The 13,752-nt window shown below is 46.8% G+C and carries 9 protein-coding genes; all 9 read right to left on the bottom strand.

The annotated features are described in order from the left end of the window. Nucleotides 1-1,140 carry a CapA family protein gene (locus tag H6786_01045; GenBank protein MCB9815957.1) on the bottom strand — a complete coding sequence of 380 codons (1,140 nt, stop codon included), beginning with the start codon at nucleotides 1,138-1,140 and terminating at the stop codon, nucleotides 1-3. A gap of 3 nt (nucleotides 1,141-1,143) precedes the next feature. Then, nucleotides 1,144-1,569, bottom strand: a complete 426-nt coding sequence (locus tag H6786_01040; protein ID MCB9815956.1) for a hypothetical protein — start codon at nucleotides 1,567-1,569, stop codon at nucleotides 1,144-1,146. Continuing rightward, nucleotides 1,566-2,630 carry an AI-2E family transporter gene (locus tag H6786_01035; protein ID MCB9815955.1) on the bottom strand — a complete coding sequence of 355 codons (1,065 nt, stop codon included), beginning with the start codon at nucleotides 2,628-2,630 and terminating at the stop codon, nucleotides 1,566-1,568. Before H6786_01035 ends, H6786_01040 begins: the two co-directional genes overlap by 4 nt. A gap of 68 nt (nucleotides 2,631-2,698) precedes the next feature. Then, complete coding sequence (locus H6786_01030; GenBank protein ID MCB9815954.1) at nucleotides 2,699-2,860, bottom strand: hypothetical protein; 162 nt, start codon at nucleotides 2,858-2,860, stop codon at nucleotides 2,699-2,701. Between the two features lie 121 nt (nucleotides 2,861-2,981). Further along, nucleotides 2,982-3,530 carry a TlpA family protein disulfide reductase gene (locus tag H6786_01025; protein ID MCB9815953.1) on the bottom strand — a complete coding sequence of 183 codons (549 nt, stop codon included), beginning with the start codon at nucleotides 3,528-3,530 and terminating at the stop codon, nucleotides 2,982-2,984. A 5-nt stretch (nucleotides 3,531-3,535) separates the two neighbouring features. After that, nucleotides 3,536-4,018 (bottom strand): hypothetical protein, encoded by a 483-nt coding sequence (locus H6786_01020; protein ID MCB9815952.1) that lies wholly within the window; start codon nucleotides 4,016-4,018, stop codon nucleotides 3,536-3,538. A gap of 33 nt (nucleotides 4,019-4,051) precedes the next feature. Then, the gene (locus tag H6786_01015) at nucleotides 4,052-5,698 is read right to left on the bottom strand and encodes a LytR C-terminal domain-containing protein (protein MCB9815951.1); all 1,647 of its coding nucleotides are present in this window, start codon (nucleotides 5,696-5,698) and stop codon (nucleotides 4,052-4,054) included. Further along, nucleotides 5,661-6,668 (bottom strand): hypothetical protein, encoded by a 1,008-nt coding sequence (locus H6786_01010; protein MCB9815950.1) that lies wholly within the window; start codon nucleotides 6,666-6,668, stop codon nucleotides 5,661-5,663. Before H6786_01010 ends, H6786_01015 begins: the two co-directional genes overlap by 38 nt. 17 nt (nucleotides 6,669-6,685) lie before the next feature. Next, nucleotides 6,686-13,729, bottom strand: coding sequence for a hypothetical protein (locus tag H6786_01005; protein MCB9815949.1), 7,044 nt, complete (start codon nucleotides 13,727-13,729; stop codon nucleotides 6,686-6,688). Between the last annotated feature and the right edge of the window lie 23 nt (nucleotides 13,730-13,752).

Raw genomic sequence — 13,752 nt, 5'->3', positions numbered from 1 at the left:
TTACGAATTTACACGTTCAATCATAGCCATTTTTGATGAAGATGCAACCGAGATCTTCAACGGTAGCACACCAGACTGTATATACGTAGAGAGCTCTGGTGTACTCTTCTTGGCTAGTTCTTCTAAAAATTCTTGATGATCTTCTTGCTTCATCCCGTGCGGTTGTGAAAATGTGGTCTCACTCGTAACAGGAAGAAGTGAAACAGTGGGCGTGTCTTCTAGTGTTACATGCAGCATGAGCCCTTCTACAGTCTCCTTATCAGCGTACTGATCAAAGATGTAGTTGCCAAGCGAATAGAATACCGGCACGGCGTCGATGAGTTCGATCTCCTGGACAACGTGTGGGTGGTGTCCAACAATCATATCTGCACCAGCTTCGACTAGCTCTTTAGCGAGTGCTTGCTGCGTCGTATCACTAGTTTCTTTGTACTCGGTTCCCCAGTGAACATAGACAAACTGATACTCACTTTGCGTATTTGCGTAATTAAAAATAGCTGTCAGCTCTGCCTGAGTCGGTTTTCGCTCTAGTGCATGGAGCGCAATGAGCGCAACAGTAGTATTGTCAATTGTTACGAAAGTCACTGATCGTTCAGTGAACTCTCGCGGATGGCCAAAAGCAGTAAGTTGTGCTTGCTCCAATTGCGACACAGTATTTTCAAAATCGTGTAGGCCGAAGTCAAAACTGTGATTGTTAGCAACTGAAAAATGGGTAAATCCAGCTTTGCTCGCGACTGTGAGATACTGTGGATCAACCGAAAAGTTCAGCATGAGCATTTCAGTTGGTTTGTGTACCATCGGAATAGCTGACTCGAAATTACCAACAACCATTGGACTGACAGCATAATCACTGAAATGTATGCCTGAGAATGGATAATCTGCACCATTCCTTTCCATCAAGAATTCAACATTACGCGCAAGCAGGACATCTCCCACAAAAATGAGCGCATCAGCATTAGTATCATTAGCAGCGACAAAACGTGCCGGTTGAAAGGAGGGTCGTATTGCGTCTTCAAGTTCTGCTAGACGCTCTCCGATTGCTCCGTGTAGTGTGCTTGGCACGATCGGAATGATCTCGATCGACAATAGTTGGACCAGCAGTATGCTTGAAAGAATTCCACAAAAGAATGCGCGAACGGTCATTACCTATTTCTTAAAGAGTGTTAGTTGATTGCTGGGGTGAAAAAGACCGATGTGATGCAGGTTCATGTAATACAGGACGCCACCAGCCGCAAGTAGAATAGAAAGGATGCCAACAGTGAGTATTTGTAGGCCACTGAGCTTTCTGGTGCGAGTTCGAATATCTATCTCATCCTGTATCTCTACATCAATTCCAAGTAATTGAGAGATCTCAGTGGGTCTAAGCGCTTCGTCTGTGCGAAATATCTTGTGTAGACCATCGACACGAGTCTTGTTGGTCTTGGTGTTTTCACGAAGGACCATCATAGCTGTGTCAACTTCATCCTTTGTGTACCGTGCACTCAAAAGTACAGACCTGATCTGTTCATCTGGTGCTGTTGGTTCAATACCGTTGATCTTTAAAATAGCTTCGATCTGTTCCCTTCCGATCATACTAAATCTTCTTTAAGTCCTTCTTCAGTTATTTTTTTCTCCTGAACTATATACTGATTATATATCTCAAGAAGCACCAAAAAGAGAGTTACCACCACTGGACCGATAACGAAACCAACCGGACCAAAGAGTGAGATACCCCCAAGTACAGAAATGAGAATGATGAATGGATGCAAGTTATTACCTCGACTGATCAAATATGGGCCGATTAAGTTGTCTACCAATCCTACGATCAACATAGACCAAATGAGCAAGATAACGCCACTCACAAGATGGCCTGTAAAGAACAGATAAATGATAGCAGGTGCGGTCACGATGGTTGTGCCAACTCCCGGGACCAGAGCTCCTAGTGATGCGATCGACCCCCATAAGATGGCACGTTCACCAAGACCAACGATCGAGAAGCCGACAGCAACAAGTGTTCCTTGTATCAAAGCAACGAGCAGTGTGCCAGTGGCAACAGCGCGAACAGCTCGTCCCATGCGGTCAAAAATGATCTGGTCTTCATGGTCTGGTAGTGGACTGGCCTTGATCACTAACTGCAAAAACTCTTTTCCATCACGGAAAAAGTAGAATGATCCGATCATGGCAATGAAGAAAACAAAGATGGTAGAAAGTGTGCTTGCAAAGATAGCGCCTAGATTACCAGTGAGCCATTGTGCAGTTACCTTGATCTGTTCGGTCAGATCGATCTGGAAACCAGGAGCAAAAGTCTGAATCGAACTCTCAAGAGTAGCAATCGAGTTTTGGAAGGAGTGACCACCAGTTTCAAGTTCTTGATAAAAAGAGACAATCTCTTTTACGACCAGCGAGGATACAATGGTTACAGGAATGATCACCGCGATCAGGACGATCATTGTCGATGCGAAGGCGGCTAGAGATTTGTTTTTCCTCGGGACAATTTGTCTGATGCGTGTGTACAACGGGTGACAAATAGTGACGATAATGGCTGCTAATGCTAGCGCACTCACAAACGGCGCCATGATAAGCCACACCATGTAGCCAGCTAGACCAAGCAAACCAAAAAAGAACGCATACTCTACGACACGACTTAATTTCATGCTTCTAGTATACCCTATTAGTTTTGAAATTTAAAAAGCCGGCATCTGGGTAGAAGCCGGCTTTTCGGTTAATTCTGGAGCTGTGTTTGTAGCTGTTGTTGTGACACTATCGCTGCCATCTCGATCGTTTTGAACGATTCACGAGCAGCGCTGTCTAAAGCTGCAAATGCAGATCCGAAGAACTGCGATAATCCCCATAAGAGGATCAAGAGACCAATTGCTTTGAACATATCGTTCTGTGTTGCGAACCGAAACCTCATCGACGAGGCTCCACTACATATGGATGGGTCGCAAAGGCAGTCGATCTCTACTTCTTAAATAATAAACTAGAAAATTGATTCTGTAAAGACCTTAATTTCCAGTGTTTTCTTGCAATTTTCCTTGCAGTTCAGAAGCATTAATTCGACCTCTTTTTCTATACACCTCATTTCCATTAGGGCTGAAAATGATTGTTTCTGGCATAGAGAATGAATCAGTTGAATGGTAGAAGTGGTCATCAGGGTCTAAAATATAGATAACATCCCCTGCCAGTTTAAATGTATCAAGAAACGCACGCGCTGTTGCTTTGGGCTCAGCTCTATTAATTGCCAGAAAGACTACCTCTTCAAGATCATAATTTTGTGAGATCCTGTTAAATAAAGTGAGGTCAGTGCGACATTCAGGACACCAGCTTGCCCAAACAGTCACTACCAAAGTACGACCCAAGAAATCAGTAAGAAGAACTTGATTGCCGTCTAGATCAGTGTATGGAGCATAACCAGCAGATGAAAGCGATCGTTCAGCTGGGGTGGGGATTGTTTTACTCGTTTTATTTTTACTACTGACGTACCAAACAGCGCTGGCTAAAAGTAAGACAACGATAAGCATTATTGCTAGTGTTACAATCCCGTCCTTTTTCATAAAAATTAGCCCTTAATAAACAATTCAAACTCGTCTGGGTTTTCACCTTCTGCTGCTGGGATCAGATTGAGTTCAATGTGGCGATCCATAAAGTGTGCGCTGATCTCAGCTGCATCAGAAGCGGTAAACGAAACCTTGAATCGCTGTGGCGTCAGTACTTGCGCGCAGGTGTCAGCATTGTTAATAACGTCAAAGTCAACATCTACTTGCTCTGGGTATGATTCCATGACCATGGCAGATGTCTCAAGCAGATCACATGGTGTCGGGAAAACAATCTCTCCCACTAGGGTGTGTACTCCATCAATGAAATAATGCTTCGCATCGATCCGAGTGATATCAGGATATGGTACTGATGCTGGTTCTTCAGTGACTGTTGGTGTGTCTAGTGGTTGTTGGAGTTCCCCCTTTTTGAGATTTGCAAAGATGAACATACCTACAACAATAAGCACAAAGAGTGTCACAATGAGAACGATAGATTTTTGACTCATATTTTTTAAATGATTACGAGTAATAAGCTATCTCTATTGTACCTCATTTTCGAAATCTCGTCCGACATAGACCGTGATTGGGACGTCTGCATCTGATGCCTCAGCAAAAGCCGAGAGGAGCGCGCCATTGATAAGCTGGCTGAGCGCAAGTGCTTCCTCTGCGTATTCAGGAGCATACACAATGACAGTGTTGTTTTTGTCGGCATTCAGGTCAGTACTGAGATCAGCGATTGTGTATCCCGCAGCCTCTAGCTCGACTCGAAGTGATGCGGCGAGACCAGGAATGCTACTTTGGTTGACTATCCGGAGGGTTGGCAGCGAATCACTTGTCGTAGTAGCGTTTCCGAGTGGTGCGGGGGCACTATCGCGCAACGCTTCATATTCTACGTCCTCAGAAGTAATTGTGACTGGATGCTCACCAGTACCTATGGTCACTTCATACGACCGCTCCTGGGTTGAGGCAAGTAGCACGAACCATACAATAAGAACCACTCCAATTACCATGAGTGTACCTGCAACAAAGAATGTTCGGTTTACTCGTACAAATTCGCGCACTGATGTTAGTTTATCGGAAAGGCTATCCGAAGTCTTTAGGCGATCGCTTAGGTCTAGGATGCCCGCCTCGATCGGCGCTACGACTGATACTTTTCGCGGTGAACCTTGTATCCTCCGGACCCTTCCTTCTGGAGCGACGCCTGCCATTGAGAGCATTTTGCGCACGTATGCTTTGATGGACCAGGTAACAATCACAATAAACGCCGTCACAATGAGTAATACGATCATGAGCGCCTTTAGAGGTACTACCCAAAAATTAGTTTCTGCTGAAGCAAACTTTCTTCCCTCTTGTCCGTACGCAAGCGTTGCGACCGCTGAATAGCGACCAATATCTCCGATCGACCACTGTCCAGTCCAGGTAAAATCAAACTTTCTGACACTGTCTGGCAACACATTTCCAAAAAGGGTTTCGCGGTTGATCGGTATTACTCCGCGCTCTTGTCCCCACATATTCGTAATACGGATCTCACCCTGGGGCAGCAAGTGAACATTGCCTGTGTTCTGGAATCGCAACTCAAACTCAACCTGCGGCTTATCAAATAGGTATTCCGTCGGGCGGAATGATCTAATGATTCCACTTTCTTCAACGTCCCCGCTCACTCGTAGCAACATGAGAGAGGTGATGATCTGCGAAGTTTCTACTTTATTACTTCGGTTATCGCCTTTGGGTGGCTTGGTACCGACGAGAATGGCAGCAAAATGACCACCTGGCTCAGCGTCTTCTGGAACATGCACTGTAAACGGCACCTGGACTGTCTGTTCGGGTGGGATGAGTAGCTCCGTTTCGCTGAGTTCGATCCATTCGGCGATCGTATTTCCTTGTGCTTCTCCATCGAGCACAGGTAAGAACTGCGCATTGCCCTGTTCCCCTCTTGGTGCAAAGTTCACAACATCTAAGTACACTTGCAGCTCTTGCGGGTTTGAATTGATCACTCGAATACTACTCTGCCAATCCTGGCTAGGATTCGCAGACATATCAAATATGGTCGGAGAGACACTGAGCGATACGGTTTCTTGTGCGCTAGCTGACGGCACTCCAAATACTGCCAATAAGAAGAAGCTGGCAAAAAGAGTGAAAAGGCCTCGTTTATTCTTTTGGCTTACTAAGGTCGATATCATGTTCATGTGGATCAGCGTCGTGGCCTTCTTTGATATACATTGTAACCTCATCTGTCCCGTCGTGGAACTCCTCACTCATGAAAGTGCGCTTGAAGAGGAAGGTTACTAGCAATGAACCAAAGATAACAAAGATCAGTCCAATAATGAGGAGGTGTAGTGGCACTATGTAAAATATGGTGCTGTCATGCAGTGAAGCTGTTTGCTTTTCTCCGTAGTCGAGTGTGAGGTTCGCTTTGAAACGACCAAGTCCCTCTCCAAGTGGCACTTGACTATGAATGGTTGCTGTGCCACCCGGCTCAACAACAGTGCCTCCGTCCTGGTTCACCTCAACTGAAGTGATCTCAACGCCGCGTGAGTCGTAAAAGATGATCTCCCCTGTTGGTGCTGAGGCGATATCCCCTTTGTTTTCAAGCGTGATATCGATCGATCGATTATTTTCGCCAGTAACAAACCGATCCACCTCAAAGCTGCTGATACGCATACTTTCCTCCCGCTGATCAGAGATGGTTATCTTGACCACTACTCCGTCTGCTTCACCGTCCATGGCGATTCGTTCGGCAGTCGGTCGATTTGGAGCTGGAACAAATCCAATGAATGCATGGTATGTTCCTGGCTCAGCATTTGGGCTGATCCTGAAAGTGACGGGCACTTCGATCTGTTCCCCTGGCGGTATCTCGATACGACTGCGTTTTACCTCGATCCAACTCGGAAGTGTGACTGAACGATCAGTCATGACTGGCGAGACGAACTCCTTTATCTCGCCTTCTTTGTCAACGGAGATCTCATTTACTGTTGCGAAAATGACATATTTCCGGATCGGACTATCATTGGTGAGCAGTACGGTATCAGTGATCACGTCGCGCGGCACTGCCGTGTGATCGAGTAAAAATGGCCGGACCGTGTATTCTCCTGCAAACACAGATGAAGCTGGCAGCATAAGTGCAAACAAGAGCGCTGTAAACAAGAAGTTTTTCATGTTCTCTATCATACCACCTAAAAAACAGGAGTCACCAAGTAACTAATAGCAGCTTCGTAATCACCAGCTGGTTGGTATTGAGAAACAAACATTCTATACACAATACTATGAGTGTCGTCGCTTGGGATAGAACTGTACATAATTTCTGCCGCACCGGTACTGAGCGCCGCGTATGAATCGATCGGTGCGAATCGGGCAGATGCATTTTCTAGGACCGCATCAGTTGTATGGTAGCCAAAGCAACTAACTGCTGTTGCCACACATCCAGTTGCCCAGCTTACCGGTGCTGCGTTTGTGCCTGTGATAGGTTTGATCTCGTCACCGTATGCATTTTCAAGCTGTTGATCAACAAAGAGAAAGAGCTGGTAGCCTTCTGTAGCGTTTGTGTTGATGGTGAGGTGTTGAGCTGCCTCTTGTGAAGTGCCTATAGACACACTCCCGAAACCAATAGCTGTCGCAGTGGTGGTCGCATCTGTCACAATACCAGCAATTGCGGTTCCAGCATCTACACCCGAAAGTGTGGAGACAAGTGTCGGGCCCTCAACTACGAGTGATGGATATGATGAACTAGCGACAAGAGGCTGGTCGAATGAAACATCGTATAATCTAAAGTAGTACACTGCATTGACCCGAGCACCCGCGTTTTTGAGCGTGAACTCAAACTCAGCATTAGCACTTGCTCCATGAGTGAATGTACTAGTAGTCGTTGCAGCTTCGTTATGGGTTCCACACCCGCTACCAACACCACCAACACAACTGTCAGCATCACTCAGAGTTGCGTTTGTAACAAGATCACCATCAACACCTGCTCCATCTGCGTAACACCAGATTGAGTTCTCAACGCAGGAACTTGTGCTTGTAAGGAAGGTTCCGCCGTCAGAGAAATCGGCGTACTCTGAGTACTGCAATGCAAACTTGACGTTGGTACCAATTGCATTTTCAACTTCTGCTGCAGTGACTCTCAGTTTTATTGTGTTTTGATTTGCGATATCTGTGGGTGCAATATTCTCTTGATCGAGTGGACTAGACGGTGTCACATTGATTTCGTCATCGTACCATCGCCAGTTCGCTACAATTGGTGTGTAGCCTGTTGTGCGAATCACTGGGTAATTGATGTATCCAGCGATTTCACTGTCATCACTATTCACAACTCTAAAACAATAGTCTGATCGTTGTGCTGCACCGTTGTGCTGCACTACCCAGTCGTACTCAACATCCTCCCCAATATCCACTTTGTAAGGATTAACTGCAGAATCATTTTGCTCCTCATAGGTACCAGCTACATCAGACGGAGTAAGAAGTAGTGTGCCAGCTGCAGGTGTGCTGGTCGCAATAGCTGTGCCGTCAACTTCTGTTCCATTGTAACCACGCCAGATCGTTCCGCTTCCTGGCGTACCTACATCAGTCCAGGCGCTAATTGCTGAGCAGGTTGTTTCCTGAAGCCCATACTGTAATTTAAAAGTTTTGGTTAATTCCGGTAGGGTAGCATTACTGATTCTTAGAGACATTCGGATGCGCACACGTTCTCCTTCACCAAGCGGATCATCTGCAGCAGTCAAGGTGGTATTCTCACCCAGATCTTCAGCACCCACAGGCCAGGCATCAGTTGGTGTGAGACTGTCGTTATCAACATAAAATCGATAGTAATTTTGTCGCACCGCAGTTTCAGCTACTGGCCATGTGACAATCTCGGTACGGTACGTTTGCGGCTGTCCAGTGTCGGAACGCCAGTACTCGATCTCTGTTCCCGAGTTAACCAGTCGCACTCCGACAATTGGACGAGGAAACAACGTACCTGATCCCGAACTCCTGTTGGTCACCCACGGTGAAGCATTAGACTCATTGACGGCCGTGATCGAAACAACTTCGGTACACGGCTCTACTCCACCACAAGGTGTATTTCGTGCCAGAACTCCATTCGATCTCTGAACACTCATCGCACCATTACTGCTTTGGGTATTTTCAATTACCCAAGCAACACTATAGTGATTAGTAGGACTGGTTACGCCAGATTCTAGTGCAAAGGAAAGGTATCCAATACTAGAAAGCCATACTTCATGACCTGTTTCATCGAGCCCGTGTTCAGAGGTGCGTTTTTGCGCATGGACGAACGCTCGTGAAAGACTGTTTACTGCTGACACAGACTCGACCTCAGTTACACCACCAGCCGCGTAATTATGTTCAATTCGCTGCACTTTCCAGTTATCACCAGTGAATTCAACAACCGCATAACTAACCTCACCTGTGTCACCACTAACACCACGAGTGAAGACAGGTTCATCAGTAGAACTAGACCATTCAGAAGTGTACAACCCCGTACTGTAATTAGTGCCCGTATCCGTATTGAGCTGACCAGTGACAAACACGACAATATCACTGTCGTTTGAAACTCCTGAAACAGTTGCCCCAGTAGCAGTCAGATCTGTAGTACCCAATGAAACAACACCATGATCACGCACGATCATTTCATTATCGCCACCAGCAATGCCAATATACTCGATGATTTCCCAGGCCACACGCGTGTCATCAGAAGCACCAGTAGGACGAGCAATAACAATGTTGTTTAAAATATTGTCTGGGTTTTCAATATACGCTGTAACATCATCAGCATTTTGGGTCGCGTTTCCGGCGCTACGGCCCGCACCAGTAAGCTGTGTGTTTGTAATTCTGATGAATGCTGCATCTGCTGCAGAAGGTGCAATGTAATCAGTCCCAGCTACTAAAGTGGTGCTTGTGCCAGAAACAAAAGTGACTCCCCGTTGAATGTAAAAATCCTGCTTCTCGCGTGTAGTCAGTTCTGCGTACACATCATACCCTTGCAGCTCAGTACCAGAATCAGTGACCCTAAAACAGTAGGTCGTATCATACCCTGAATCAACCGTTGCTTCGATAGAATACTCGAGTTCAGTGAATTCAGTTGTGGTCAATGTGATCGCACCAGACTCAGAGGTAGATTCACGCAACGCCCCCACTCCATCGAAAGTCGTATTCTCATTGGTCAGCGCACCATTAGCGCCAAGCGCAATATCGCTTGTGTCGCCATCAGCAATATTTGAACTTAAGGCCATGTCCCAGGCTCCAGCGACTTCCCCAACATCTGTCCAGGTCACGACAGCATCGCATGTTGTGATTTTCGTACCATACTCCAAGCGAAAGTTGGTCGCCAAGGCATTAACAGTCCCTTCGTTTGACACTTCAAGTCGCAAACGTCTGATCGACTCTTTAGGCACTGCACTGATCGGTGTATCTTCCACCCCACCGCTGACTGAGGTTGCCCCAGATTCAGTACCGTCATCATTCCGCCAGTGGTAGTGCATCTGTGTCAGTATTGGCCCGGCGATAGTAGTACTACCGGTCGGAGAGACTGCTGTGCTTGGGCCAACTGATGAACCTGTCACCACAACATCAGAAGATGGACTAGCAATCTTGATATCGATAGTTTCTCCGTTTGATGAACTGGCAGTGGTGTCGTATACCACATACACACACATACTGGTTGTTTCGTTTATATTTACCCCAGCAGAAGTAAATTGAGATGTTCCGTCCGAACCAGAGAATCCATTCGTGTCAGTCGATCCAAATTGTGTTTCTCCCCCACCGTAAGACTCTCCGGTACAGTCATACGGCGCTGTAGTATCAAGGTCGTACCAAAGTTCAATGTTATCAAGTCCCTCCTGGCCATCAACTGTTCCTGATTCAGTGATGGTGATGTCTGTAACTGTTCGATTTGTTCCTGGTCGTTCAATAACAAAGACCCCACCAAGGTAATTATTAGCCGAGTTAAAACTCACACTCGTAGCTTGTGTTCCGCTTGCACTCACATCGACATCAGCCGAAATGGTTCCTTCTGCATACACGTCATATCGGGGTAGTGGTGTTCCATCATCACTCAACCTAAAACAGTAGGTGTTACCTTGTGGTGCGCCACTGGTCGGCTCGATCGCAAACTCCAGCTCAACAAACTGCGTACTCGAGAGGATAAGCGAACCTGTTTGTGAGGAAGTGTCTCGTACACCGCCATTTGACGAGAGGAAACTACTGTTTTCGTCAGTTAGAGCACCGTAAGCGGCTGAGGTGATGTTGGTTGTGTTCGCGCCGTTGGTGACATGTGTAGAATCAACGACATCCCAATCTCCACCGTCGGACACTCCAACATCAACCCACTCTGAAAGTACGTTACACGCTGCAGTTTTAGTTGCGTACTCAAGCTGAAACACGGTTGGAAGTGATGACGTGGATCCTTCGGCAGAAACCTCAAAGCGGAGCCTTCTCACTGTGCCGTTAGCGAATCCAATAGCTGGAGTGTCCTCTGCACCTTCGATGGACGTTGCTCCCCCTGCATTGGTCGGCTGCAATGAAAAAGTGAAACCATTTGCTTCATTGCTAGCTAAACTAAATGTCTTAGCGCCGGTTGCTCCTACTGTTGGGTATACTGCATATACGATTCCAAGTGCTGCACCAGCGTCACTAGCTGGACCCCAACCGCTGTTCACGACTGTAGAACCTGTCGGAAGTGCTGTAAAAGTCGCATTGTTATCTTTAAATGCAGCGTGAAATACGATCTCATTTGTTTCAGTGGTGGTCACGCTTGGAGCATTGATGCTGGTTTGATTACCAGTGAGTAGATTAGTGTTAAATTCACCCCAGCCTTTCACATTATTGAGCAAAATCAGTTGCGCAGCCTGTTCCTCGCTGCCAGCACTGTCTTGCCAGGTATAGGTCTTGGTCCCCGCATTGGCCTCATCATCAGCTGAAACAAACTTCGTATAGATCCAAGCGGCCGGAGGTGAGACGGCAGCTGTACCGTCAACTGGCATCAATCCAGACTCTTGGAGTGTCCAGGTTTCACTACTCGGGGGTGTCGGGGTTTGTGTTGGGTTGTTATCATCGGTGGTAAAAATAACAACCATATAATCACCCTCTACAGCGTTTGCCGGAACAGTGAGCACAGGGTCATTACCAGCAGTACTGGCGCCAAAACCGCTTGAAGTGGTGTTCTTGACTGTCGGTGTGGCATTTGCAACTGTATCTGTCTCGTCGCCATCATCGTTACGCCAGTGGTAGTGTGTCTGCGTCAGATCAGCACTCCGGAGAGTCGTCGCTCCACTAATCGCCTGTGTTGTTGCGGGGCCGATTGAGGCACCACCAGTTACTACTACATCAGTAGTAGGATTATCGATTGAGAGTTCTATAGTATCACCATCAGTTGCGGCAGCAACAATGTCCATGACAGGATAGAGACACAGTGCTTTAGTGGTTGTAATCGCTACAGAATCAGAAAAGCTAGAACTGCCGTCTGCGCCCGAGAAGCCGTTTGTATCAGTACTACCAAACTGCGACTCTCCTCCGCCGTAGGATTCACTAGCACAGTCATACGGACTCGAAGTATCGAGGTCATAGTACAGTTTGATGTTATCAAGACCATTTGCCCCATCAACGGTACCTGACTCAGTGATAGTGACATTCGTGACATTGCGTGATCCAGAATTTTCCGTGACTACAAATTGTCCACCGACGTAGGTATTGCTGGTTGGGATGTCGACAGCTGATGTCTGTGTCCCGCTAGCGCTAACCTCAACGTCTAGACCAAAAAAGTTATCATTGAGTGCGATACCTTGGAGCGCTACCCTCCCAGCATTAAAAGTACCGTTTTCTGGTGCACTTGTTGTCTCATCTATATATTTGAGGTGTACGTAGTCAGACGTACCAAGTCCATTCAGCAATATGGCACCAGAAGCACCGCCACTAAAGGTACTGTTGCTGCGGTTAAACGCCCCAAAACCACCGTAATTTTGCTGCGAGCCTGTTTTATTCCAGTCTATTCTGAAAGGTTCTCGATTATTATCAGAATTTGATGTAGTTGAGTAGGCAGTTGCAAAGAAAAGATAGTCTCCAGCAGCACTTATAGTAACTCTGTCTTGGTTGGCTGAAGTGCTGTGTCCAAAAGCCGAAGCATCAACCTCATCATTCGTGTCAAAATAAAGAGGCTTTGAAGTTAGGGCTGGCTGTTGAGTACCCGAGTTATCAGTAAGACGTACCACTTCAGCAATGTCTGGCAAGGCCATGATCGCAAGACCTGCTTTGTCGCCCTGTATCACTGTGGTCGCGCCACCAGTGGATTCACGCCTGATCTCAATATTGAGGGTCTGATCCGAGGCTGAAGTCTTGCTGATGATTCCCATGTATGCGAGCGTCCCATACCAGGTATTGTCTGAACCGCGCAGGTATGTGGTCACGCGACTACCAGGCACTTCAACTCCGTCAAGTGTCAGTCGCATTTCATAATTTTGACGAGTGGTTCCTCCGCCCGATACGTAGAGACCAACATTAGCAGTGATCATAAAGTTAGTACCTGCTGCACCTTTCATAGTGATGTTTCCAGACGACGGCGTAAAAGCAAATGAGCCTGTATCGACCTCATCAGCAGTATCCCACACGACATCGGTAAAGCTGGTGTTAGCACTGATACTTGAGCTCGTGGCTGCAATTCGCGCACGCAAATAATCAGCAGATTCAGGAAGTTTAAGCACCGATATGCCATTTACACCAGGTTGCAACTGAGTGCCAGCGGTTGCATTACCATCATTTCGCTTAATGTAGGCTTCGAGGTCATCTCCGGCAGCAGCACTAATAATAGCGCCTCCGTTCGCATACGCGCTTGTATCACCCTCATTGTCCCGGATGTAGCCAGAACCGCGACCGTATGCAAGCGGAACGTTATTGAGTGTAAGATATGTATCTACTGTACGTCGATTAGTACCACCAGCGGTGCCTTCATAAGCCCATGCACTGTAGGTAACAAAGTATTTGCCACCATCTGCTAGATCTATATCCGAAGTATTCGCTTGTAGACCAAGGTTAGCATTAGAGCTAATCGTAGTATCCCATTTGATAGCAACTGGGGGTCCGCCTTGTGAAATTGTGTCACCAGCGGTACTTTCGCGGAAAGTGGCGAAGTCTCCTGTAGCTGCAAATGCGGTGCTGGGTCCAATCGGCGCATGGTCACGGATAATGCCCGGTAGCAGCTGAAGAAGCGGGCTAGTAACATTAGAAAAAAACACGAGCAGTACTAAAAGAAAAGAGG

It is taken from the genome of Candidatus Nomurabacteria bacterium (genome assembly GCA_020632075.1).
In the GTDB taxonomy this organism is placed as follows: domain Bacteria; phylum Patescibacteriota; class Minisyncoccia; order Phycocordibacterales; family UBA918; genus OLB19.
The sequence above is the reverse complement of the archived record's forward strand: the minus strand, read 5'-3'. Positions and strand labels throughout refer to the sequence as shown.